The organism is Streptomyces sp. ASQP_92 (assembly GCF_025399895.1).
Taxonomy (GTDB): domain Bacteria; phylum Actinomycetota; class Actinomycetes; order Streptomycetales; family Streptomycetaceae; genus Streptomyces.
Genome location: NZ_JAODUA010000030.1, coordinates 1 through 22,403 on the forward strand (window position 1 = coordinate 1; position 22,403 = coordinate 22,403).

Annotated in this window: 23 protein-coding genes and 1 pseudogene; 14 read left to right on the forward strand and 10 right to left on the reverse strand. The window is 67.2% G+C overall.

All coding sequences use genetic code 11. The features are described 5' to 3' along the window. The 4 genes from N4G70_RS37250 to N4G70_RS34370 all read right to left on the reverse strand — a co-directional run. The coding region (locus tag N4G70_RS37250) for a DUF5999 family protein (RefSeq protein ID WP_399037855.1) at nt 1-202 on the reverse strand (202 nt) is incomplete at its 3' end. A gap of 334 nt (nt 203-536) precedes the next feature. Then, nucleotides 537-800, reverse strand: a complete 264-nt coding sequence (locus tag N4G70_RS34360) for a WhiB family transcriptional regulator (RefSeq protein ID WP_261716702.1) — start codon at nt 798-800, stop codon at nt 537-539. A 5-nt stretch (nt 801-805) separates the two neighbouring features. Continuing rightward, nucleotides 806-931, reverse strand: coding sequence for a hypothetical protein (locus tag N4G70_RS34365; RefSeq protein ID WP_261716703.1), 126 nt, complete (start codon nt 929-931; stop codon nt 806-808). A 108-nt stretch (nt 932-1,039) separates the two neighbouring features. Further along, nucleotides 1,040-1,897, reverse strand: coding sequence for a hypothetical protein (locus N4G70_RS34370; protein ID WP_261716704.1), 858 nt, complete (start codon nt 1,895-1,897; stop codon nt 1,040-1,042). Between the two features lie 363 nt (nt 1,898-2,260). Here N4G70_RS34370 and N4G70_RS34375 point away from each other — a divergent pair, with 363 nt between their 5' ends. The 7 genes from N4G70_RS34375 (at nt 2,261) to dnaB (ending at nt 11,866) form a co-directional block, all read left to right on the forward strand. Then, the gene (locus N4G70_RS34375) at nt 2,261-2,608 is read left to right on the forward strand and encodes a GntR family transcriptional regulator (RefSeq protein WP_261716705.1); all 348 of its coding nucleotides are present in this window, start codon (nt 2,261-2,263) and stop codon (nt 2,606-2,608) included. Nucleotides 2,609-2,809: 201 nt separating this feature from the next. Further along, nucleotides 2,810-3,979 carry an XRE family transcriptional regulator gene (locus N4G70_RS34380; protein ID WP_399037860.1) on the forward strand — a complete coding sequence of 390 codons (1,170 nt, stop codon included), beginning with the start codon at nt 2,810-2,812 and terminating at the stop codon, nt 3,977-3,979. Beyond that, the gene (locus tag N4G70_RS34385; protein ID WP_399037863.1) at nt 3,979-4,563 is read left to right on the forward strand and encodes an isochorismatase family cysteine hydrolase; all 585 of its coding nucleotides are present in this window, start codon (nt 3,979-3,981) and stop codon (nt 4,561-4,563) included. The genes N4G70_RS34380 and N4G70_RS34385 overlap by 1 nt, the downstream gene beginning before the upstream one ends. After that, the gene (locus N4G70_RS34390; protein ID WP_261716707.1) at nt 4,560-5,471 is read left to right on the forward strand and encodes an FAD-dependent oxidoreductase; all 912 of its coding nucleotides are present in this window, start codon (nt 4,560-4,562) and stop codon (nt 5,469-5,471) included. The genes N4G70_RS34385 and N4G70_RS34390 overlap by 4 nt, the downstream gene beginning before the upstream one ends. Before the next feature lie 1,041 nt (nt 5,472-6,512). After that, a complete protein-coding gene (locus tag N4G70_RS34395; RefSeq protein WP_261716708.1) occupies nt 6,513-8,996 on the forward strand; it encodes a hypothetical protein in 2,484 nt (827 codons plus the stop codon). 1,027 nt (nt 8,997-10,023) lie between these two features. Next, on the forward strand, nt 10,024-10,554 hold the full coding sequence (locus N4G70_RS37255) for a DciA family protein (protein WP_399037886.1): 531 nt from the start codon (nt 10,024-10,026) through the stop codon (nt 10,552-10,554). Next, entirely contained in the window at nt 10,541-11,866 is a 1,326-nt protein-coding gene (gene dnaB, locus N4G70_RS34400) for a replicative DNA helicase (RefSeq protein WP_261716709.1), read from the forward strand. The genes N4G70_RS37255 and dnaB overlap by 14 nt, the downstream gene beginning before the upstream one ends. 364 nt (nt 11,867-12,230) lie before the next feature. Here the strand turns inward: dnaB and N4G70_RS34405 are convergent, their stop codons facing one another. Then, a complete protein-coding gene (locus tag N4G70_RS34405) occupies nt 12,231-13,148 on the reverse strand; it encodes a DnaB helicase C-terminal domain-containing protein (protein WP_261716710.1) in 918 nt (305 codons plus the stop codon). A 708-nt stretch (nt 13,149-13,856) separates the two neighbouring features. Between N4G70_RS34405 and N4G70_RS34410 the strand changes: the two genes are divergently transcribed. The 3 genes from N4G70_RS34410 (at nt 13,857) to N4G70_RS34420 (ending at nt 16,412) form a co-directional block, all read left to right on the forward strand. Then, entirely contained in the window at nt 13,857-14,222 is a 366-nt protein-coding gene (locus N4G70_RS34410) for a hypothetical protein (RefSeq protein WP_261716711.1), read from the forward strand. Nucleotides 14,223-14,385: 163 nt separating this feature from the next. Then, complete coding sequence (locus N4G70_RS34415) at nt 14,386-14,823, forward strand: hypothetical protein (RefSeq protein WP_261716712.1); 438 nt, start codon at nt 14,386-14,388, stop codon at nt 14,821-14,823. Nucleotides 14,824-14,981: 158 nt separating this feature from the next. Continuing rightward, a complete protein-coding gene (locus tag N4G70_RS34420; protein ID WP_261716713.1) occupies nt 14,982-16,412 on the forward strand; it encodes a hypothetical protein in 1,431 nt (476 codons plus the stop codon). Nucleotides 16,413-16,861: 449 nt separating this feature from the next. Here N4G70_RS34420 and N4G70_RS34425 read toward each other — a convergent pair whose 3' ends face one another. After that, nucleotides 16,862-17,794 (reverse strand): hypothetical protein, encoded by a 933-nt coding sequence (locus N4G70_RS34425; protein ID WP_261716714.1) that lies wholly within the window; start codon nt 17,792-17,794, stop codon nt 16,862-16,864. A 615-nt stretch (nt 17,795-18,409) separates the two neighbouring features. Here N4G70_RS34425 and N4G70_RS37260 point away from each other — a divergent pair. The 3 genes from N4G70_RS37260 to N4G70_RS34440 all read left to right on the forward strand — a co-directional run bounded on the left by N4G70_RS37260 (nt 18,410) and on the right by N4G70_RS34440 (nt 20,702). Beyond that, nucleotides 18,410-19,414 carry a YaaC family protein gene (locus N4G70_RS37260; protein ID WP_399037870.1) on the forward strand — a complete coding sequence of 335 codons (1,005 nt, stop codon included), beginning with the start codon at nt 18,410-18,412 and terminating at the stop codon, nt 19,412-19,414. Between the two features lie 384 nt (nt 19,415-19,798). After that, nucleotides 19,799-20,368 carry a Uma2 family endonuclease gene (locus tag N4G70_RS34435; RefSeq protein WP_261716716.1) on the forward strand — a complete coding sequence of 190 codons (570 nt, stop codon included), beginning with the start codon at nt 19,799-19,801 and terminating at the stop codon, nt 20,366-20,368. Nucleotides 20,369-20,408: 40 nt separating this feature from the next. Further along, on the forward strand, nt 20,409-20,702 hold the full coding sequence (locus tag N4G70_RS34440) for a hypothetical protein (RefSeq protein ID WP_261716717.1): 294 nt from the start codon (nt 20,409-20,411) through the stop codon (nt 20,700-20,702). Between the two features lie 68 nt (nt 20,703-20,770). Here N4G70_RS34440 and N4G70_RS34445 read toward each other — a convergent pair whose 3' ends face one another. The 3 genes and pseudogenes from N4G70_RS34445 to N4G70_RS34450 form a co-directional block, all read right to left on the reverse strand. Continuing rightward, complete coding sequence (locus N4G70_RS34445) at nt 20,771-21,109, reverse strand: VOC family protein (protein WP_261716718.1); 339 nt, start codon at nt 21,107-21,109, stop codon at nt 20,771-20,773. A 28-nt stretch (nt 21,110-21,137) separates the two neighbouring features. After that, nucleotides 21,138-21,401, reverse strand: a pseudogene (locus N4G70_RS37265) (hypothetical protein); the annotation flags it as partial. After that, nucleotides 21,398-21,766 (reverse strand): hypothetical protein, encoded by a 369-nt coding sequence (locus tag N4G70_RS34450; RefSeq protein WP_261716719.1) that lies wholly within the window; start codon nt 21,764-21,766, stop codon nt 21,398-21,400. The gene N4G70_RS34450 and the pseudogene N4G70_RS37265, both read right to left, overlap by 4 nt. A 228-nt stretch (nt 21,767-21,994) precedes the next feature. Between N4G70_RS34450 and N4G70_RS34455 the strand changes: the two genes are divergently transcribed. Next, nucleotides 21,995-22,207, forward strand: coding sequence for a hypothetical protein (locus N4G70_RS34455; protein ID WP_261716720.1), 213 nt, complete (start codon nt 21,995-21,997; stop codon nt 22,205-22,207). A gap of 6 nt (nt 22,208-22,213) precedes the next feature. On the opposite strand, the gene N4G70_RS34460 is transcribed toward N4G70_RS34455, so the two are convergent. Next, nucleotides 22,214-22,360 carry a hypothetical protein gene (locus tag N4G70_RS34460; protein ID WP_261716721.1) on the reverse strand — a complete coding sequence of 49 codons (147 nt, stop codon included), beginning with the start codon at nt 22,358-22,360 and terminating at the stop codon, nt 22,214-22,216. Nucleotides 22,361-22,403 lie beyond the last annotated feature (43 nt).

Genomic DNA, 22,403 nt, shown 5'->3' on the forward strand with positions numbered 1-22,403 from the left:
ATCCCTGTTCGGGGTGGGTGGCCACGGTCTTCGCGGCCTCGCAGTCCGAGCTGAATGCCGTCGGGCACGCGGGCTGATGGCGGCACATCGGCTCCGGCTGCGGGGCGGTGCTATCGGCCGGGGCACTGTTGGGAGAGCTAGTAGGGCGCATGTGTGATCTCCTGCGAGCGGATGGGCCCAAGGCTTGCCCGGGCCGAGGCATGGGAAGAGGCCGGCCGCCCGCGGGGTGGGCGGCCGGTAGGCGGAACAGCAGTACGCGGGCGGCGAGTTGCGTGCCGTCGGGCTGTTCAGCTGTGCCGGAGGCGGGCGAGGTAGGCGTCCTGAAGCCGACCGAACAACTCGTACAGCCCGCGGCCCGCAGTGCAGCCGGCCACGGTCGGCGAACACTTCCCGCACTCCACAACGTGGGCGCGGTAGGCGGCTGTTGACTTCATATACCGGTCATACAGGGATTCAGCCACGAGCCCGCCGCGCGTCCTCAGACTGCTTGTTGGCCTTACGGACCGCGTCCTCCAGTCGCTTCTGGTCGGCGTCTGTCATGCCGCCGCCTTGTTTGCCTTGAGCCGACGGCGAGCGGCCCGGCGCTTGATCGAGCGCCGCTCGTCCTCGGACAGACCGCCCCAGACGCCGTCGTCCTGGCCGGTCTCCAGCGCCCACTGCAGGCAGCGCTCCATGACCGGGCAGCGGCGGCACACGGCCTTCGCTTCCTCGATCTGCATGAGCGCCGGGCCGGTGTTACCGATCGGGAAGAACAGCTCCGGGTCCTCTTCGCGGCACACCGCGTTGTGACGCCAGTCCATGCCGCTCACCGTCCCTGCCGGACGCGGCGCAGAGCCTCGTCCATGTCCGGGTCGGAGTCGGTGGGGTGCTGTGCGATGCTGGGCTGCATCAGGTCCTCCACGTAGGTCCTGGACAGCCCCGGGGGTCTCAAGTCGCCAGGGCTGTCGCATGTTTGGCTGGTCGTACGAGCAGCCAAGGCCCCGTCCTCCCCTTTCTTACGGGGAGGACGGGGCCTTGGTCGTTCGTCTGGGCCGGTGGGTCAGGCGGCGAGTGTGGACCGGCAGCGGGTGGTGTACGCGGTGGCGGTCTCGCCCGGGGCCGGGGCGGGTAGCGCGGCCCTGACCGAAGTCACCAGGGCGGTGTGCGTGGGCTGGTCTGCCGGGGTCAGGGGGCGGCCCGCGATCGTGGCCAGGTGGGTGTAGGCGGCGCGGGTGAGGTGCTCTGCGAGGGCGTCGCTCGCGCACTGGTCTTGGCCGGCGTCGGCCATGGCGCGGAGGATGCCGGTGGCCAGAGCGCGGACGGAGCGGGGGTCTCCAGGGGTCTGGGGGATCATGGCCAGCGGAGCGCCGGCGGGTCCGTCGACGGCCCGGCCGCGACTGGTGGGGATCGCTTCGGCGGGAACCGTACGGGCGGCGTCGGCCCGGCGGGTGACGGGCACCGCGCGCTCCCACTGGGCTCGCCGATCGGCGGGGCGCTCCTGGGGCCGGGCGACCTTGAGGGTCTGTACGGTGGCGCGGCGGTGGCGGGTGAGGTCGACGGCGAGGCGCTCTTCGCGTGCCCAGTCCCTGTATTGGCGGCGCCAGGCGTCGTCGGTGACGTCGACATCGACGAGGCGGTTACTGGATCGGCAGCGGATCGCGGCGTCGACGTCGGCCTTGCCGGTGTGGTGCGGGACGAGCTTGAGCAGGTAGGTGCCACGGTGGTGGGTCACGGCCACCCAGGTGCCGCAGTCCGGGCACACCAGCGAGATACGGCGGGTCTGTGTGGTTTCCACGGTCCGCATGTCGATGTGTCCGGGCGACAGGGTGGAGAGGGCGAGCGCGTCGAGGGGACTGATGCGGGAGGTATGGGTGCGGCCCTTGCGCTTAGCGGCCTTGGGCATGGCGAGCTCAGGCATGGCGACTCCTCGGGAGCAAGAGAGAAGAGGGGTACTCGCGGGGCGGATGCTCTTTCCACCCACCAGGCCCACGAGCCAACAGCCCGAATCCCGGCGGATAGACAGCGCATCAGCGCTGAGGTCGTGCAGCAGTCCTGCCGGCCGGGGGGTTTGATCGTGCTACCGCCTCCGACCACCTGCCCATCTCCGAAAAGACGGGGCGCAGGAACCGCGATGGTGCAGTGGTGCTGTCTTACGTCTTCGCCGTTGGCGCCGAGGCGACCAACCGTGTCGACATGGATAACCTAACCAGTACGGTAGGCGCCGTGTCAACCAGGTTGGGCAGGCTATCTATCCGAGCGAGGTGGCTCTACGATGTGGCTCATGACGGACGAGGCCATGCAACCCTTCGAGCGCATCGCGCAGGACGTACGCGAACAGGTCCGGCTCAGGCAACTCAAGCCAGGCGACAAACTGCAGAGCACCAGGGAGTTGGCGAACAAGTACGCCGTCGCGCCCGGAACGGTGCAGCGCGCCTTCGCCGAGCTCCGCCGGGACGGAGTCATCTACTCCCACACGGGCCGCGGGAGCTTTATTCGCGAGAACGCCCTCGATGCGCTTGCCGACCCGACTGCGCAGACCATCAGGCGCCTCGAAGAGCAGATCGCCGATCTGACTGCGCGACTCGAACGTGTCGAGAAGAACCAGAACAGCGGGTCGGCACAGTCCTGAGCCCAACCATGACGCTGTACTGCCTCGTTCTCCTGGAGTGGCAACCACGGCGTCCCCCGTTCGTCATAGGCATCACTTCGACGGAGATCAGCTTCGGGGTCGCAGGCACCTTCGCGAGATGTCCCCGCGTAGAAGGGGTGTAGCAATAGCGTCGCAACAGGACTCTTCCTGCCTGGCAACGGAGCGTCATAGGGGTGTGTAGTGATCGCAGTTGAGCAGTGGACAGGCGAGGAGGCACTGCTGTTGCGATCGGTAATGCGCGCGTCGGTGCGGGGATTCGCTGATCATCTCGGCATCAGTCCGCGGACGGTTTCACACTGGCAGAGGAACAGGGCCAGCGTGTGTCGTCCGCAGATGGCGCAGATCCTCGATACGGCGCTGCACCAGTGCACCCCCGAGGAGCAGGAGGCGTTCCGCTTACGCCTGGCCGCTCTTCACGGCACCGCCGTCGCGGCCGTGGGGGTCGACGCTCCGATGCCGACGCCTTGTACCGTCGTCTCCCATAGGTTCCTGCCAGCCTACGTGGGCGAGCGGATCGCCCCCCTTTACTCCGTCGGCGCTCCAGCGCCCTGCGGCCCAGGAGGCTTAGAGCGGCGGACGCTTCCGATAGGACACCGCTCGGCCCAGTCGTCGGTGGTCCACGTCTACGGGTGTGGCGTTGCCGTCGTGCACCTGGAAGAGCATCACCGCGTCGAATCGCTGACTGATCTGGCCGTGTGGCGATATCGCACCTACCTGAAGGAACCCGACTGGGCGGGCAAGCAGATCACTCAGCTCATGAAGCTTCACGCTGCCGAAGGAGCTCCCGCGCACGAAGTGCCCGCGCCGCAGTACGTGCTGTCGGTCTACGAACTCCGCGAGAACTCCTGGGCGGGCGCAGGTCTGGACACGGCGCTGCAACTCTTGGCCACGCCCTCTGTCCTGGTCAACCGCCAGGACCCGGAGAACGTCGTCTCGCTCGGACCGGACGTCGAGGCCGCCAAATTCCGCGAGGGATGGTCTCACCCTGAGGCTCTCCCCTTCGGAGGCGGCGTCTCGCAGGGTGTGGCTGGCTGGTCCGGGGTCTCCTACCATCCTCAGCCGGATGAGCGTGCCCTGACGACGAGTCAGATCATCACTTTGGAACTGGATGTCCAGGCGTTGTGGGCTCTCTCCTGCCACGTCCTGCACACAGTCGAGGACGGCCACGACCCTGTGATGCCGCCCAAGTACGGCTGGCGATTTCTGCGGAGTGCGTACTACCGGCTCACAACCGCGCGTCCCACCGAGACGGCTCAGCACCGCGTGATGCGCGAAGCGATCTTGACCACGAGCGAGCTCCCCGATCGGCTGCGTGCCGCTCAGGACGCCCTCCGAGACAGCAACCCCTGATGGCCATGGGAAAGGTGGACGGGTTGAACCCGCGATCGACAGCGCTACTGGTTATCGACGTACAGCAGGGCTTCGTCAACCAGCACAGCCGCAGCGTTGTCCCGACGGTCGTACGGCTGGTGGACGGCTGGCGAGCAGCCGGCGGTCCGGTGGTCTTCACCCGATTTCACAACGCACCGGGCTCACCGTACGAAACGATCTCCGGTTGGAAGCGGCTGCGCACCGCCGAAGAGCAGGCGTTCGTGGCGGAGCTGACTCCCCTCATCGACGATGCGGCTCTGGTCATCGACAAGTCACAGGCGTCCGCGTTCACACCCGAGGGGTCACGGCTCATCCGGGACGCTGGCTGGAGTGACCTGGTGATGTGCGGAATCGACACCGATGCCTGCGTGTACGACTCGGCTACGGCCGCCTACCAACGGGGCTACCGGCCATGGATCGTCACCGATGCGTGTGCCTCCAGCGGCGGCTCCCAGTACCACGAGGCCGCCCTGTTGCTCGCAACCCGCAACCTGGGCACCGATCAACTCATCACCAGCGAAGTCGCTCTGTCTCGCATCAGCGAAACTGGGGAGATCCAGTGAGTACACCTACGTTCGACGCCGACGTCCTGGTCGTCGGGGCCGGCCCCGCTGGTGTGGCGGCTGCATTGATGGCCACCAGCCTCAACATGAAGGTCCTCGTCGTGGAGGCCGACAGCGTCGGCGGCAAGCTTCAGACAATTGGGGCTCTGGAGAACGTCTCCGGCAACTGGACGACCGGCCCCCAGCTGGCCGAGGCACTGGCCGCGGATCTGTCCCGCCTCGAGCAGGCTGGTCGGTGTTCGCTGGTCCGATCCCGAGCCGTAGGGGTCAAGGGACACTCCGACCGAGCGGAGGTCTTCCTCGCGGACGCCCAAGTGCTCACCGCTCAGGTGGCCGTGGTCGGCACGGGCGTGACCGCGATGACGCCCGCCGACACCGACTGGATCAGCGCAGCGCCTTCATTGGCCGCGCCTCCGCTGTGGCGTGCAAAGCCTGAGCAGGTCGGTCCGCAGACCTACGTGCTTGGGGGGGACAGGCCGCTCGGCACCTGGCTGCGGGCTCATCCTCAGTCTTCCGCCACGCTTAATGTCCTCGCTCCGCCGTCGGACGACTACAAACTTGCGGAAGTGTCAGGGGACCACCGAGTTCGGGTAGTTCCGGTTTCTCGCGTCGTCGTTTCACAAGTGGGCCCCGGGGCCGACTTCATCGTGACGGTCGAAGATCGGCACGGAGAACGCAGCAGCTATGCCGCAACGGCGGTGCTGAGCAATCTCGGCAATCGGCCAGCGGCTCTTAAGGGCCTGGCGGTTGACGAGGGTGGATACTGCCCGCCGGACATACAACACCGTCGGATCTTCATCGCCGGAGATCTTCGGTCAGGCCGGTACCAGCGCATCCCCACAGCGCAGGGCTCAGGAGCTGAAGCAGCTCTGTCGTACTACTACTCCACTGCACTTCAACGGGCCTGACAGATCTGACTGACAAGGGCTACGCAAAAGGTGACAGCGCGTCAAGAAGGTGCCCGACACGGTGTCACCTGGAGTCACTCCATGGGGCGTCAGGGGAGTAGGCTAGCCCCGGTCTTGATCCGTAGTAGGACAAGAAAAAGCCCCCGGGACCTTAGGCAAGTCCGTGGGGGCTCTCGGCCGGGAGAAGACTCTCGGCCCGGCGACCCACCTTTTCGAGAGAAAGGCGGTCACGTGATGCAGGGTACCCGTACCCGCGCGTGGACACACACCACCCCGCCGTTGAAGCGACGCCAGCGCGTCGCTCCGGCGGGACACCCGTGTATGCGGACCCTGATCCCCTCGCTCCCGCGGCGTTGTTCCGCTGGGGCCGTTGCGGCTTCTGTGCTGGAAAGCGGCACAGCTCGGCCTCTCCCGTGGAGGTCATGACGTTGTAGCTACCTGAAGCGGCGGGCCCAAATGCTCTCAGCCGCTGGGGCGCTCAGTCCTCGAGGTGTTAGCAGCACCTCAGCTGAGCAGCCCCCTGACACCGGACAGAGTTAGCAGCTCCGCCCGAAGGGGTCGTCCTCACGGCTAGCAACCGACCGGACGCTCGTACTGGTTCTCACCGAACCCGAAGCACCTCTAGGGGGCTTCGTCGTGCCGTTTTGGCGATGCCTCCGCGACAGGAGTAAGTGTGCAGCATCGCCATGCCCTTTTCCAGCCTCGCTACGCCCGATTGATCCGGTTTCGAGCGGAGTCGGCGGGTGATGTGCTGCACACAAATGCAGCTTTGAACATTCGGATCGGGAGGCAGACTGCTCCGGCGGGCGGCAGAGTTCTTCTTGGCTGCAATGATCCGCGCAACGATCGGGTCAGCGGCAGGTTCCCGTTCACCCCCATGTGCTGTGTGGGCGGGGGTGCGTTCCTGTGATGTCGAAAGCGGCGCTCGCCGCGGTGCACCCGTACCCGGCTGGCGATGCCACGGAAAGCTCTGCGGGCATTCCTCGGCAGCGGGCCGTGCTGCGGTCGGTACCGGCCTCCGGGACGCCAGGCGACGGCTGCTTGGACGACCCGCTGCGTCTGGGCCGCGCGATGCGACTGCGGCTTCTCGCTGCGGTCCAGGCGCTGCTGGCCCACCCGTCAATCGCCGGGCAGTCGGACGTGGCGAAGCTCGCGGCCGTCGTGCTGTACGCGAAGTCGCGGGCACCGAAGGGTGCGAAGACCGACAACGTGACGTCGATCTGGGTTGCGGAGCTGGGTCGTTGGATGGGCGTGGGCGAGTCCACGGTCAGCCGGCGGGTGCTGGCGCCGCTGCGTGCGTCGGACGCCGTGCACACCAAGGTGGTGACGGACGAGAAGGGGCATCCGACCGGGCTCGACTGCCTGGTCATGCCGCTGTGGAACGCCCGTAAGAGCGGGGGAGCGGGGCACCCGCTGGCGCTGTCGAAGGCGGAGTTGGCGACGCTGCTGCGCCTCCTGGAGTCCCTGTTCGGGCACGGCTGGGCGCCGGAGGGCAAGAAGCCGACGCCGCCGGGGCTGTTGGCCGGCCGTCGAGGTAAGGGGGCTGCGACCGACCGGCTCGGGCTGCTGCTGATGGTGCTGAACACGAGGGCGTCGGGCTGGCTGCGGCTGTGCGGTGGCTCGGTGAAGGCGAAGGAGGGGCGGGGGGCTGCAACGCTGGCCCGGCTGCTGGGCTGCTCGCCGGCGGGGGCCCGCAAGGTCCTGGCCCGGCTGGCGGAGGCTGGTGTCGTCGCGCGGCAACGGAAGCCGACGTCGACGCGGATGAACGGCCGGGGCAAGGTCATGCTGCTCCCCGTCGCCCGCGCGTACGGCCGCACTCTGGCCCCTGTGGAGGCGGTTTTGGGGCCTGGCGCCGTATTTTCGCAGCGTCCCGATGGTGCAGTCGAAGATCATGCTCCGACCGGTGCTGCTGTGGCCCTTGGTAGGACTGAGATCTGCGGCGCTGAGGGCGCCGGGGATGCGGCGGATGAGGAGCGTCCCGATAGTGCAGAGCTCCACGCAGACCACGCTTCTGTGGTGCCTCCTGTGGTTCCTCCACAGCTTGATCGTCGTTTTTCCGGCGAAAGCCGTGGGGGTGAAGGCCGTCTGCCGGAGCGCGTGTGCATGCGCGAGGACCAGCCCGTCGCCGCCGCAACCGGCGTTGCCAAGACCGGGTCGCCGGTGGCTGAGGACAGCCCGCTACGCGGGGAACAGCCGAAGAAGTCCCCGATCGACGAGCAGGTGGGGCAGCGCACTGCCGCGGCCGGTGAGCGCTTCCGGCCGAAAGCCGTGCGCGGTGGCAAAACGCAACAGCCGCGGAGGATGGCCCTTCCCGCTGATCTTGGTCTGCGGGTGGCTCTGGGGCCGGTCTCGTGGCTGTGGAAGCAGCTGTCAGGCTGGCAGCAGGACCAGGTGGAGCAGGCCGCGAAGGCGGAGCTGAAGCAGCTGGCGGGCCTAGGTGTAGTGCCGGAGCATGCGCCACGACTCCTGGCAGACCGGCTTGCTGACCGCCTTCAGGAGACCGGCGGTGAGGTCCTGGTCGACAAGCCGTACGGGTGGCTGATCGGCCGGGGTCTGGTGCGGCGGCCGTCGTGCACCGACCGGCGCTGCGACGACGGAATCCGGCTGGACACCGGCGGCGAGTGCGAGAGTTGCGGCAACGTCATCCACCTCCGCCGTGCCTGGCGTGCCCGGATCGGCGCGGACATTGACCGGGAGCTGCCCGGGCTGGCAGACGGCAAGCGCCGTCACATCCTTGAAGAGCGGCTGCGCGAGCGGGTCGCCATCGAGGCGGAGGATCTCGTGTGTCGTCAGGAGCAGGCCCGCGCGAACAAGGCCCGGCGCGACGCAGCTCGCGTGGCTGACCAGGAGCGGGCCGCTGCCGAACGGGCGGCTGCGGCTGCGGCCGATGCGGTCCAGCAGGCGCTGGCGTGTGAGGACTGCGGGCAGCCGCAGGCCGGCGGACTGTGTGAGGCGTGCGGCTACCGGCGCCGCACGCGGGAGGTGTTGCAGGAGGCCGCGTGGGCGGAGGCGGCGTGGACGGCCGTCGACTTCTCCAACGGCCAGTTGCAGGCCGCGGCGGATCGGGCCCTGGTCGTGCTGCGTCAGGAGGCGGAACGTGCCGGGCAGTTGCTGCGCGACGCCCTGAGCGGGAGCTGCCATGTCGAAGAGCCGGAGGCGGTGGCGGCCAGCACCGCCTACGCGGTGCAGCACCGCGCCGAAGAGCTACGCGAGGAGGCACGACGCCTGGCGCTCGCCGCCCTGGCACACTGCCCAGAGGCGGACGCTGAGGCCCAACGTGCCTGGTCGGCGGAGCAGGCACGTCGCCCGCACGACTTCTACCGCCAAGGGCCTGACGCTGACGCTCCGGCGCGTGAAGCGGCGTTGTTGGCACGTCAGCGCACTGCTCACTACCTTCTCGACGAGCGCCTGCGGCGCCTGAGCGATCCGGCGTCGTGTACGGCGGCGGAGCCTGTGAGCTGGTCGGTCCGGCTGGGCCAGATGGCTGGCCGTGTTCTGTCCGACGAGGGCTGCGCCGCTGGCTGATCGCGCTTCACTAAACCGATCGTGGTCGGGTGATCGTGGCACTACGATCCGTGTTCCGGCACCCGTTGTCGAGGCTCGGCCCCTGCTTCAGAGAGGTCTCATGACGCACAACCTCCGTGTGCACCGCTCGAACGTCAGCAAGTTGTTTGCGGAGAGGCGGCGCAACACGGTGCAGTTCTGCGGCACCCCCATCGAGTTCTTCGGACATCCGCATCGGGGTGCCGCTCGTTCTGACCACGACGGCGCACGAGCCGCTGCTACTAGCAGGCCCCGTCGAAGGCTGGCTCCCCCAGGCACACCCCGCTCTCGTCCTCACGAAGGCTGCAAGACCTGTGGCGCTTGTCGGCGCCTCACCGAGCAGACGGTCGAGCCCCGCCTGGAGGGCAACGCCAACGGGCCGCATGGCTGCGGTTCTCTTTCACCTGGCCCGCCATCTCCGACTGCTCCAGATCTGGGGGGTCTGAAAGTAGTGATCCTCCAGCTGGGCCGCATGCTTTGACTGCGAACGATCTAGGTTGCCAGCGACAGAGCTGGCGGCGGCGTGGCTGAACGGTCCGCCGAAACCGTCCCCGCGGTGGCGCCTGACCGTGAAGGGCGCGCCGACGGCTATCTGGACGCTCGCCGGGACGTCAAACGCCGACGCTGATTCGGCAGTTGATGAGCGAGGAACGGCTGCTGCCGCTGGAACGACAACTCCAAGGGCTTGAGAGCACTGTCCGGTGTGAAAGGAACGACTCTGCGTGGGGCGTAGTTCGATCGCGGTGCGGGTACCACGTCCTTCTCCCGTCTGCTGGGGCAGCCAATGACGCATCAAGGGCGGCCGGCTGAACCCGGAAGCGTCGAGAACGATCTCGCCCGGATGGCCCTGCGTGCCGCGAGAGAGGGGGCGCGGCGCCGCATGGCCCAAGACGGCGTAGGGGCCATCCCGCGCAGAAGGAAGGACCGGCGCGGCACCAGCGCCGTACCTCTGCGGACGGCGCTCTACGAGCTGTTCGCGGACGTGCAGATCAATACTCCACAGGCACAGATGATCCGTAGCGTATACGCCGAATGGGAGAGGGTATCTGCAGCGCTCGCCGACAACGTTCGCCCCATCTCCTTTGACCCTGACAGTGGTGCCCTGCACGTGCACACGGTCTCAGCGGCATGGGCCGCACAGCTACAACTGCTCGCCCCGCTACTCATTACTCGGCTCAACGATCAGTTGAGCAGGGTCCAGGTCCGCCGCATACGTGTGCATGTTCCGGATATCCCGCCCCCAGTCGTCTGCGGTGCCGACGCTGGGACACCGCCAAAACTCATGGCTGCCTTGAGCCGACAGCGCCAAGACACGGCCCGCGAGCCTGAAGGTCGATTGGGGGAAGACCGGGAGCCGCAGCAGCACAGAAGCCGGCAACAAGCGGGGCAAAGATCCGCAGCCACCGTCTACTACCAGGCGCTGATCAGAGCACGTCAGTTGGGCTCGGCCGTCAGGATCACGCCGCCGTCCCCGCGGCCAAGGCCAGGAGAGCTGCCGCACAGCAACCATCAGCAAAGGAGCACAGGTGGAGAAGCCTGACGGTGTAACGCAGTATTCGATGGACGCCGAGAAGGCAGTCCTGAGAGCCGTTCTCGGATCCTCTGACGCGGTGGCAGACATCGTCGAGATTCTGCATCCCGACGACTTCTACCGGCCCGCACACGGACTGATCTACACCACGATCCTGGACCTCTACTCCCGCAACGAGCCCCATGACCATATTGCGGTTGCTGCCGAACTGGTGAAGCACGAGCAGCTGGAGCGGGCTGGGGGAGACGAGTACCTCAGGGCTGTGGCAGGAGGATCTTCAAAACGCAGTGACACCTGGATGAGACAGGCTGAGCGAGTCCAGGCCTTCGCGGTCCTGCGACGGACAAGAGAAGCCGCGGTCCACATCGAGGACATGGCCGTCGGCGGGGACGCGGAGAACATCGACCAGCTCGCAGACGCTGCCCAGGCAGAGATCTTCGCCGCAACCGTGCGATGCCGCACCGGGCTGCCGCCCTCCTACGCGCTCGGCGACATCCTGGAAGGCCTGCTGGACGAGTTCGATGCAGGCGGCCAAACGGGAGTACCCACCGGATTCACAGATCTCGATTTGCTCACCGGCGGTCTCCACCCCGGCCAGCTCATCGTCATCGCCGCCCGCCCCGCCATGGGCAAGTCAACTTTCGTCCTCAACCTCCTGCGGAACGCCGCAATCAAAAACAACCTTGCTGCCGCTCTGTTCACGCTGGAACTCGAACGCCTCGACATCAGCCGACGCATCATGTCCGCGGAGGCCCGCGTTGCACTCCACCACATGCGTGCTGGCATCCTCACCGACGACGACTGGACACGGCTCGCCCGGCGCATGCCGGACGTCAGCACCGCCCCCTTGTTCATCCAGGACACCGCATACAGGACGTTCACTGACCTGCGCGCCCATTGCCGACGCCTGCACGCGCAACAACGACTCCGACTGATCGCTGTCGACGCACTCCATCTGCTCAACTACGGCACACGCCAACTGGGCTCACGCTACGAGGAAATCTCGGAAATTTCACGATGCCTCAAACTACTTGCTAAGGAACTACAGATCCCCATCATCGCTGTTTCCACACTTAACCGTGCCGCAGAGCAACGGGTGGACAAGAAGCCGATGATGAACGACCTGCGAGACTCCGGAGCTCTTGAAGACAATGCAGACATCGTCATCCTGATTCACCGGGAAGACGCCTACGAGAGAGATTCGCCCCGTGCTGGCGAAGCTGATCTCATCGTGGCGAAACATCGCGACGGGCCGACTGCCACAATTACCGTCGCATATCAAGGTCACTACTCCCGGTTCGTCGATATGGCGACGGCCTGAGCTGTACTGTTGTAGCGTCTCAAATCCAGTGTCATAATCTCACCGCCCGCTTCATATCGACTGCACTTATGAAGCGGGCCGTGAGACACCGCAGGTCAGTGGCCTGCCCGGTACGGCGAGGCATCGTGCCCCCGGAGGAAATGCACCAGCCGCTGAGACAGCCTCAGATGAAGCGTCGTGAGACACCGCGAGAAGCCGCAGGTCACGGCCTCGGCGTATGCAGCGAAGCGCGAGATCCTACAGGCCCTTCTGCCGGTCGGGCGATCTGGCGCGCTGGTTCCGAGGTACCTATCACCCCGCCTGGAGCGCGGGCCTGCGTGGGAGTCGGGGGGGACCGCCGGGTAGGGCCACCCAAGCTTGAGGGTCAGGTGTTGGGCAGGTCGGCGAGGCGGTGGTATTCGGGTTCGAAGCGGACGGTGGCCGTGCCGGTGGTTTCCCAGCCTCGGAGGGCGATGAGGTCGACCTCGCCCCGCCGCTCTGGGGCGTTCCCGTCTCGGTCGGGGCGGTGCAACAGAAGGATCGTCTCGACCCCCGCCACGGCCCCGTCCAGCACACCCAGCTCCGCCAGCGAAGGCGTTTCGGTGTCGGGGGCGCCCACATTCTGAACAAGGTGGGCGGTCACGAGAACGGCACAGTTTCGTTCCTGGGCGAGGTGGTGCAACGCAGTGAGGGTGGCGCCGTCGGAGGGCTCCTGGAAGGAGGCGATGCCGTACCCGTCCATGACGAGAAGATCAAGGTCCGGCAGACTCGTCAGATCCTTGGACAGATTACTGAAGGGCCATCGGCCACCTTTGAGCTGGTTGCTCCACATCCGCAGCCGGGATCGCTCCATCGCTGCGCGGGCGTCGTCGATACGGGCGCGCCGGCCCCTGTTGATCGACAGGGGGCGGTCCACGTTGACCGATGTGGTGGCGGCGACCAGGTTGCTCATGATCGTGTCGGTGCCGCCTTCGAAGCTGGCGAAGATCACCTGGTGACCGGCTTCGGCGTTGTGGCGCGCCACCCCCAGGGCGAATGCGGTCGTGCCGGAGGACGAGCGTGCCGCCACGACCGTAACGAGCCCGCGGGGCATAGCGCCGGCCAGGGCGTCGAAGTCGGAGAGGCCTGTCAGGATGCCGCCGGGCTCCGGGCTTTTCGTCATGGTCTCTCTCATCTGATCACGGGCGAGGCCCGCTTGGTGGACAGCGGTAGGGGAGGTCGTTTGTACGTCCCGTTCCCGGGCGATCCCCGAGCTTGGGGAAGCTGCTTCACGCGCAGATGGCCCCTTCGGAAGCTGCTTCACCTGCGGGGAAGTTGGTCAGGGCACCGGGCACGCCTGACGTACCGGTCAGCTCTCGGCGTACATCTCTCCAAGCCGGCCCGCGCCATCAGCGCGACAACGCCGCGGCGGGCCGTCTCGCCGAATGACGGGGCAGGATATCCGGCGGGCAGGTCACGCTCGACCGCATCCACCGCGATATCGATCGTCCGCCGCGAGGTATGCGGACGCGGAACACCCGCTCCGTCCGCGCGACCAGTTCGCGAGTCAACCACTCTGTGTCCACGCTCATATGACAGAGCGTAGAAGGCCGGAGGGAACGGCATCGAGGAAACCTGTAACGGCCGGCCGTCGGCTTTAGTGCCTGACGCTGTCGGGGATTTTATTCAGAGGGCGTGGAGTTGGAGCTTGCGCGGTTCTGAATCGGGCAAAGCCGGGCGAATGAGGATCGGCTTGGGCTAGGTTGCACTCAGCTGGCTGCCGCCACCCCTCAGTTGGCCAGGCCCCCCCCCTGGTCCCGGACCCTGAGCTTAGGCGGCCGCCTCTCTGATCTTGATCCTTCTGGCAGAGCGCGATCACGTCAGCCTGCGGGATGGGCGGCGATGCGCCAGGACCGGGGCCGGGGGATGCGCTGCCCGTCGAGGAAGCCCTGGAGTGCGGTTGGATTCCGGGGCGAACTGTCACCCGTTCGAGGGACGGCGACCGCCGTGCGGCCACGGGATGCTGGAGGGCGTGAACGAAAGCATGGCCGGTCCCGTGGCGTCGATACCCACGAGGGCCGATCTCATCGCGCAGGGTGTGCTGGTCGATGTCCCGGCGCAGCCCACCCACGCTGCGGGGATCACAGTCCCTGTGGCGTTCAGCACTCACGCCTGGAAGCTCTACATCGGCGATGACCCGGAGGGCCGGCTGCCGCCGATCCTGACCGCTCTTCAACGCGCCCTGACCCGAGCTCCCCACGCGGAAAGCCATGTGATCACGGGCGCTACCACCGCGTCCGGGCGTGCAGCCGTCGCCCGCGAGCAACTGCACGCCGAAGTACATCCGGGCGACGACGGGTGGCCCGCACTGCTCCTGATGCTCCCCACCGACTACTGAGCCGGGGGGTCACGGCCTTTGTCACGCACCCCTGTCACGCCGGATGTCAAGCATCGTCTGCCATCGGCCTTTGACCGGTGGCAGCCCACCACCAAGACACTGGCGGGTGGTTTCACGCCAAACATCACTGCGCACTCCGGGTATCGACCTACTCTGCGATGCCATGGATGACGAGCTGACCAACGACGACCATCTCCGGGCCCTGGCCGCGCTGGAGGCCGTCGTCCAGAACAACGACGGCGCCCTAGAGGTCCTGGCGGGTGGCGCGCACGAGCGCCCGCTGGCGGCCCTGCTCGCCGCGTACGGACAGCACACGCTTCACCGCGTTCTGCTCGCCGCGTTCGGCATCGAGGCCACCATGACCCACGACGAGACCGGCCAGCGCGTCGCGGAGCTCAACGGCGATCCCATGGCGCGCATCGTCTTCCTCCTGACTGGCTCCCTGCACCACCAGGCCGTCCTCGCCGGCGACGACCTCGTCACCGCCAAACGGATCGGCGAATCCATCCTGCTCGCGATCCACGCCTTCACCGACACGGACAACCAGGACGCGTTGACCCTGCTGCGCGCCCTACGCAACGAGGCCCTCCGAACTGGCTGACGGCGTCGGTCAAAGTCCGATGGCAAACGGCCAAAATTCGGCGGCACAGGACATCACTGCCTCGCATTCCCAGGGATTTGAGCGGCGGCCCGGTCGGCGACACCTAGGGATGCCGGCCGGCGCAGGCGACGGTGGTGTTCGGGCGGCACTCCCGCGGAGTGGACAGCGCGGACCACCTCTATGTGCGGTCGGCGGCAGCGGCCTGGCTCGCCGACCGCGGCGAGCAGGCGACCTTCGAGTACACCCGCACCGAAGGGGCACCGATCGGGTCCCTCGTGGATGTGCGCTGGCGGCATGGCGCTCTACGGGTGCATCTGGACAGGGCGGTAATGCCGGTGTGGGACAACGGTGTCGAGCCGGTCCTCGGGACGAGGGTGCCGGTCGACCGCGACACACTGATCCGCCACTGGTACGTGCACCGGATCCGCCTGAACAGCGTGGGCACCGCGCGCCACGTACAGATCGGAACCGAGGCGTTCGCCCGGCCGATCGAATGGTTCGCTCTGGACCAGTGCGAGATGATGGAGCGCGGTTTATCGACGCCGGCGGTTGAGGAAATCGTTCAGGCCCGCACAGCGCCGCGTCCATCGCTGTGGTCGCCCGGCAAAGCGAGGAAGGTGCCTGAGCCGGAGGCACGCGCCCAGGCCCTCATGCGCCGGCTGGTGTACGCACGTCGGATCGAGTCCGTGCCCGTGGTAAAGCAGGTGTGCGCGGACCTCGAGAATCTGACCGGTGTGGACGAGGAGCTTCAGGAGCAACTCAGGGCCGCCGTCCGCCACGCGGGGATCTGGCTGGCCGAACAGAATAAGGAACGCCGCAAGCTGTTTGACAACCTGACCAGGGCGGTCACCCAGCAGGAGCCTGGACGAGTACGCAGGCTCCTGACGCGCGTCAATGCGACGGCATCTGCGGATCGCACGGACACCGAGTCCGCCGTCTACCGGCGGGCGACCACGTACTTCGAGAGCCTGGACGACCGCACGCGCGACGCGGTCGAAGCAGAAGCCGACACGGAGAGGGAAGCACAAAGGGCTGCGGCCCGAGTCCGCAGCGCACTCCAACGCCTTCGCGAGTACGACACGTACACGCCCGACGTGCGCCCTCAAGTCGAGGAGCTTCTGCGGTCGGCGGCCTCGGCTGGGGAACTTCTGCCCCCTGGTGAAGCCCGGCGTGTGGAAGTCTGGAAGACACGAGCGGCACGAGGACCGCGGGAGCAGCTGCGCGTAGCACGGCGGTACTGGATCCGCCGGAGCTGTCCGCGCTGCGATGCGCAGCAAGGCAAGGACTGCGTTCTGGTCGAGGGGCCCAGCAGCGGGAAACCGCGCAAGGACGGCCACAACGAGCGGCTGCAGCTGGAACTGGACGATCGGAAAAGGGCCCGGCAACAGAAGAAGGCTGGCAAGACGTGGAGGCTCCTGCCGAGCCGATACAGCGTGCCCCGAAGGGGCACGAGCGTAAAGCCCGCTTCACTCGTCCCACCCAGGAGCGGAAGCCGAACGACACCCGGGCGAGCCATGCGAAGGAGGCAGCCGAGAAGACGGCAGTCCGGTGGCACCACCAGGTGCCACGCGACGACTGGTATCGAATGACGTGCCCGCGATGCCATGCCGGACCGGGCAAGCTGTGCGACAACGACGACCGCGTCGGCCCCAGCGAGAAACGACAGCTTCCCCACGACGAACGCCTGCGCCGCGTCCAGGGCGACGATCGCCTTGGAACCGGTGAGCAGCAGAAAGCCGCCCGCAACGAACGCCAGCAGCAGGCCGTCGACGTCGCGTCCCCGCTGCCTCCCCGGGCCGAACCCCGGCCTTCTCGGCCGCGCAGGAGAGAGCAAAAACGGCAGGAGACCGCAGGCTCGGCGGCGCGGACCTGGCACGCGAAGGAGGTCACCTGCCCGAAGTGCAAGGTCGGCCCGAACTCCCCGTGCGTGCCCACGGTCCGCACCAGGAGCGCGTGGAGTGGGCAAAGGAGTTCACCCGCAAACTATGGAGCTAACTGGCGAAGCGTCAGCTGCGCGGTTCCGTCCTTGCGTTGTCACCTAATACCGGATTCTGCTGAAAGCAGCCTGGTTCATTTCGGCGATGTCCTCGCGCCGGCGAGGGTCGTCGAGGGTGCGTCCCCATTTGCCGTTGGAGTAGTACACGAGTTTCCCCGTGCTGGGCTCCCGGAAGGTGATGTTGCATCCGACATCGCCATGGGGGTGGTCACACAGGCAGGTGCACCTTTTCCGCTCGACCTGCCAGCCCAGTCCGGTGGGGCCGTGCCCAACAAGCCGGATGAGATCGGGGCAGGGCGGGCCGTCCGTCGTCTCCAGCCGGATACCGCCCATGGAGCTCCATGCATCGGTGGCGTTGATCGGCCCCGGTCCGGCGGTGGCACAGATGCGGCGCAGCAGGGGGGAGAACAGGGACGGAGGTTCGAAGGGCAGGGTAAGGGCCGCGGAGTATGCAGCGCTTTCGAGGGACGTCCAACCCGGCTCGTCGTTGAACAAGCCGTAATCGGGGGCGAGTCGGCCGATGATGCGTTCCCACCAGCGAGGGTTGAATCCGGTCAGCACGATGTTGGCCGGCATGCCGGGCCGGTACAGGCAGATGCTGCTGTTCCCGCAGCGGTATCGCAGTCCAGGTACTCCAATGATCTTGTCGCACGGGTGGCTGGCGTCGCTGTCAGGGTTCGGGCGCGGCATGAGGAACTCAGCCCAGTAGTGCAGGACGTACGGCTCGGCCAGAAGCCGGAGGGTGAGCTGGTCGTCCGTGGGGTGTACCTGGACAATCCCGAGCGGGTGTTTCGACAGGCCACCGATCTTGCAGCAGGCGAGGAACAGGTCGGCCTCGAGTTGTGCCTGCTCGGGATGGCGGGCCGCAGGAATGGTCAGAGGGAAGCCAGGCTCGGTGAGGAGAGGGAAGAGCGCCTGGTGGGACTCGCCGGTACTGCGCCGACGGTCTTCGGTGAGAGCCAGGGCCTGGGACATCGTGGGTCGCTGTTCCGCGCCGAGCCGGCCCCCGGCGGCGTGGCGCTGTGCGAGCTGAGCTAGCTAGTTGTCTGCGTGGTGATACTTCTGGCCGGTCCTCGGTGAAGAGCTGCGGGGGCCTCTGCTTCACGCGGCCGGGCGTTCACAAGCCCGCGTACAGCAAAGCACTCGGCGCGACGATCCAGCAAGGCGCCGCCCGCGGCTGTGCCTCCATCGAGTGAGGGAGCCGCAGTCCGGACCGTGTTGGGAGGGCAGTTGACGCTGTCGGAGGTCATCGCGTCGACTGATCCGCGCGGCAAACGGCCGCGTCAACGTAGGGCGGCACAATGCCGTCCGTTTCGGTGAGGATGTTTTGCCGGGGACCGCACGCGTAGTCAGGGCTCGCTGATACGGGCTCCGGTGGTGCAGAGTCGGGCTTGGCCATCCGGCCCGGCCTCCGTATACCTCTCGACAGCATTCGTGTGCAGGCGGCAGCATGGCCCGATCGCTCTGTCAGGCGGCCACGCCGATAGAGCGCTTGAGGCAGCTGGCGGGGGGAGCATCGTGTTGTACCAGCCCACGTTCGAGGAACAGACGTGGATGCCGCGGGACAAGTCCTGGCGCAACTTGCGAGGCATGCGCGCCCTTCCGCCAGGGGCAGCTCGGGAGGGGATCCGCTGTGACCAACGAGCTGAAGTTTTTCGCTCAGCCCTTGAGCAGTCAGAGCAACTTTTCCGGGCAGCTGAGACCATTGGGCCTGAGACTCAGCCCCTGCTCCTCTTTTATGGGCTCTCGCAGGCTGGACGCGCACTGGCGGCAGTATCGCCGAGTCTCCCCGCCGCCGAGCAGGGTAGGCAGCCTTGGCATCTGAAGGGGCACGGGATTGAAGCCAACCCTCAAGGCCCGTTGCGAAATATTTCGCTGATGCCACCCAAGAAGCCAAATCCTCACGGCCTGACATCCTTTGCCGGGGTAGCCCAAGCGTTGGGGTGTGAGGGCCTCCCTATTTCCGGAGCGCGACTGGGTGACCTGTGGGCTTCTCTGCCAGAAACCCGATATGTGCCGCTTGAAGAGGCTCCCCGGTTTCCTGCGCTCTACCTACAGGCGCAGTCCGCCTACGAACCGCCACTCCCTTCTGGATGGTCCACAATAAACCTGACCTTCTGCCCTGCAAGGGTGTGGGAGGAGAGTGGCGGTCTCAGCCAAGAAGAGCGCATCACCGAATTCCTAGCCCACTACCCAACCCTGGGGGAATGGCGCTTCCTGCCGCCCGATGGCGTTGGCCGGCAGGAGACAGGGCGTCGGGATTCAAGTTCCCTTCCCAGAACAATCTACGTACCCCATCACCCCAACCCGCATGTTTCTGTGGAGACGCTCCTCGGTACTCCATATCGAGGAGACGTGCACTACGTATTGCCAGCTATAGAAGGAAATCAGCGGCCACTACATCCTCTGCTCGCCTGGTGGGGTGTGCTGTACGGCCTCGCCAGTGTTGCCCGCTATGAGCCCCAGAGCTGGGTCAAAGCGATCAACATCGACAAAGCGAATGACCGCACCGCTAACGCCATCGAGCACCTGTTGGAGATGGCAACATCTGCAATCCCGGAACTCGTCACGCGCGAACTTCATCGACTGAACTGAAGCTACTGGTCTCCGCTCCCCACCACGCCGGGCATCGCTGGTCCGGCGTCAGCCCTCCACCCACCACTTGGGTTCCTGCCCACATGGCCACGGCAGCACCGTGAGACCATCGCCGCCGCGGATGCGCGGTTCGCGAACCCCATGCAGAAGAACCCGGTGGGTGCGGCGGAACCGACCAAGCAGACTTGCTGCTGGCGTCGCTCCGAGGCTGGGGACATCGGGGCCGCCACGCCGCACCGACCCGGGCTGGGAAGACCGGTGCGCGCCCCGCCGGAACGCCCGGGTGGCTTTGTTCACGAGGGCACGGTCGCCCCGGGCTGCGAGACATCGAGTGCCCGAGCGGGGCACACTGGCAGTGCCGCGTGAAGGAGGAGGTGAAGGGAAATGAGCGTTGCGTACGACCAGCACATCGGGCCCTGGACAGTGGAGGACGTCCTCCAGCTTCCCGAGGACACACGCAACCGCATCGAGCTTGTGGGCGGTTCGCTCATGATGAGCCCGGCCCCTGGTTATCCGCACCAGCGGGTCAGCCGCCGCCTCGCGAATCTCCTGGATGCAGCGGCCGAGGCCGCCGGCGCACCGGTCGAGGTCTTCGAAGCTGTCAATGTCGTCGTCCCGGACGGTCTCCTGATTCCCGACATCGCGATCGTGGACGCTGCCGCAGCCGCGGCAGCCGAGGCGACGACGGACGCACACGACGTGCTCGTGGTGGTCGAGATCGCCAGCCCCTCAACCCGAGTAGCCGACCGGAAGATGAAACCCCACCTGTATGCGGCCGCCGGCATCGCGCACTACTGGCGCGTCGAACTCGAGCCCGCCCCCCGCATCTACTTCGGTGAACTGCGCCCGGGCGGCCTGTACGTCAACCAGGCCGAGGTGCAGGCTGGCGAGACAGGCCAGATTGAACGTCCCTTCCCGTTCGAGGTCAGCCCCGCAGGCCTCTCCCGGCAGTAGCACCGGCCCGGCCTGACCCCGCGACGCCTACGGGCCCGGAATGGTGCCTCTGGGGCACCTCGACCTCAAGCCGGATCACCTGCGGTCGCGGGCCGGGGGCGAGGTGGTGATTCTCGACATCGAGACCGTACGCCCGGACGTGACCGGGCTGATCGACCTCGTCACGATCCCGGCAGTCCTGCGACAAGCCGGGCACGAGCCGGAGCCCGACCAGGTGCTGGAGCTATACGTCGATGCCACGAGGCCCACGGCGGGCGGTGGCCCGTGCAGTCGCTGCGCGGCACTCTGCGCGCGTATGCCGCAGGGACCGGGCTGGCCAGCCTGCACGGCCTGACCGGCTGAGGGCGAACGGCCGGTGCCCTCGCTGACGTTGGTCAGCGAGGGCACCGGCCGGCGCGGGTGCTACGGGCCTTCGATACCGACGATCGCTCCGAACGGGTCGCGGAGCTGCGCGATGCGGCGGCCGGGCTCGATGAGCAGAGGGCCCCGGTGATGCTTGCACCCTGCGGCCAGAAGATGATCCCGGGCCTGATCCAGGTCATCGACACCCCAGTACACGACAGGGCTCCCGCCACGCGGATTGCGCTCATCGTCGGCGGGGTGGAATCCCAGCTCGATGCCACCGGCCTGCACCCAGGCGTAGACGGCGCTGGTGTCGTCGTTCACATCCGTTTTCACCGGGGAGTCGAGAACCTCGCCCCACCAGCGCGCCGACGCCTCCGGGTTGTCCGCGAATGCCATCACCAGCCGTACGTCTTTGAACACAGCTACCTCCAGCGGGGGACGTCATCCTACGGCTCCCCGAATATCCCTCCACCCGGTAGAAGCACAGCGGGCGCCCGCGGGCATGCAGGAGCAGAATGATCTCGTCCATGGGGGCGGGGTTCTCGGTGGCGACGTCGAGGTCTTGGCTGAGGCGCTCGACGAGCCCGTGGGCCTGGACGGCATAGCCGCCGGTGATCACCAGGGGGTAGGGGGTGCCGATGGCGAGGACGTCGGACAGCAGGCGGCGGTGCAGGTCGTTCAGTTTCACGCGGCGGTCGCGGTCCGGGCGGTCGTCAGCTCGGGGAAGCGTTCTTCCCACACGTCCCGGACCAGGCGGCTGATCAGGGTCCGCAGCACCGGCCACTGGGCGATGAGCAGGTCCTGGTTGAGGAAGTCCACCACGTCCTGCTGCTGCCCTTCGGCAAGGATGGTCCGGTACAGGCCCATCCGCGGGCGCACGGCGTCCACGTCGAAGGAGCGTCGTCCCGACCAGACCACGTGCAGCGGCAGGTCGACCGTGCCGTGCGCGGGGCCGTGCAGGTCCTCCAGCCGGTCAGGCAGCCGCCGGGTGTAGCGGGCGCGCAGGATCTCGCCGGCGTTCGGCACCGGGAAACGGGATGAGGTGGCAGCCATGCCCCGACTATCGCCTGCCGGGCCCTGCCGGCCACCACGGACACCGCACCGGACGCCCGAAGCGGCGGGCCCCGGGACGGGGGTGCGGCGTGCCCGGGCCGGGCGGAGCGGAGGCTGCTGCACCAGGGGCGCCGTTCGGTGCTGGGGCGAGCGGTGTCAGTGCCGGATGCCAGCATGCTCATGTGGTTCGCCTGTGGAGCGGACCGGAACTGGTGAAAGGGATCGTCGGTGACGAACTACAGGCTGGTGTGGCGCGAGCGGGGGAGTGACCTCGTGCGGATCTCCGCGGTGTCGTATGGGCTTTCCGCGGCCGAATACCGGCAGCGCGAGCTCCAGGCCGCCGAAGCGGACGTACGTATCGTGGAAGTCCCCGTCGGCGGGGCCGTCCCCGAGGACGTGCTGGAGGGCATGAGGACGGGGAACACCCCGGCTGTTTCCTGACCTTGGCTACGCCACGTCCCCCAGGACGATGCCCGTCTTCTGCGACCAGGACTTGACGACGGCGTACTGGCCATCGCTCTCCTCGGCCAGGCGGATGACCACGTCCCCGGAGCCGTAGATGCCCACCTGCCCGAGGAACTTGCTCTCGGCCACCTCGAGTCGTCCCAGTAGCCCTCGGTCCCGGGACCGTGCGGAC

Excerpts from the sequence above, each read along its gene's own strand:
- N4G70_RS34360 (WP_261716702.1), bottom strand. The coding sequence starts at position 800 with ATGGACTGGCGTCACAACGCGGTGTGCCGCGAAGAGGACCCGGAGCTG.
- N4G70_RS34370 (WP_261716704.1), bottom strand. The coding sequence starts at position 1,897 with ATGCCTGAGCTCGCCATGCCCAAGGCCGCTAAGCGCAAGGGCCGCACC.
- N4G70_RS34375 (WP_261716705.1), top strand. The coding sequence starts at position 2,261 with ATGACGGACGAGGCCATGCAACCCTTCGAGCGCATCGCGCAGGACGTA.
- N4G70_RS34385 (WP_399037863.1), top strand. The coding sequence starts at position 3,979 with ATGGCCATGGGAAAGGTGGACGGGTTGAACCCGCGATCGACAGCGCTA.
- N4G70_RS37255 (WP_399037886.1), top strand. The coding sequence starts at position 10,024 with ATGATCCGTAGCGTATACGCCGAATGGGAGAGGGTATCTGCAGCGCTC.
- N4G70_RS34415 (WP_261716712.1), top strand. The coding sequence starts at position 14,386 with ATGGATGACGAGCTGACCAACGACGACCATCTCCGGGCCCTGGCCGCG.
- N4G70_RS34425 (WP_261716714.1), bottom strand. The coding sequence starts at position 17,794 with ATGTCCCAGGCCCTGGCTCTCACCGAAGACCGTCGGCGCAGTACCGGC.
- N4G70_RS37260 (WP_399037870.1), top strand. The coding sequence starts at position 18,410 with ATGCGCGCCCTTCCGCCAGGGGCAGCTCGGGAGGGGATCCGCTGTGAC.
- N4G70_RS34435 (WP_261716716.1), top strand. The coding sequence starts at position 19,799 with ATGAGCGTTGCGTACGACCAGCACATCGGGCCCTGGACAGTGGAGGAC.
- N4G70_RS34440 (WP_261716717.1), top strand. The coding sequence starts at position 20,409 with ATGGTGCCTCTGGGGCACCTCGACCTCAAGCCGGATCACCTGCGGTCG.
- N4G70_RS34445 (WP_261716718.1), bottom strand. The coding sequence starts at position 21,109 with ATGGCATTCGCGGACAACCCGGAGGCGTCGGCGCGCTGGTGGGGCGAG.
- N4G70_RS34450 (WP_261716719.1), bottom strand. The coding sequence starts at position 21,766 with ATGGCTGCCACCTCATCCCGTTTCCCGGTGCCGAACGCCGGCGAGATC.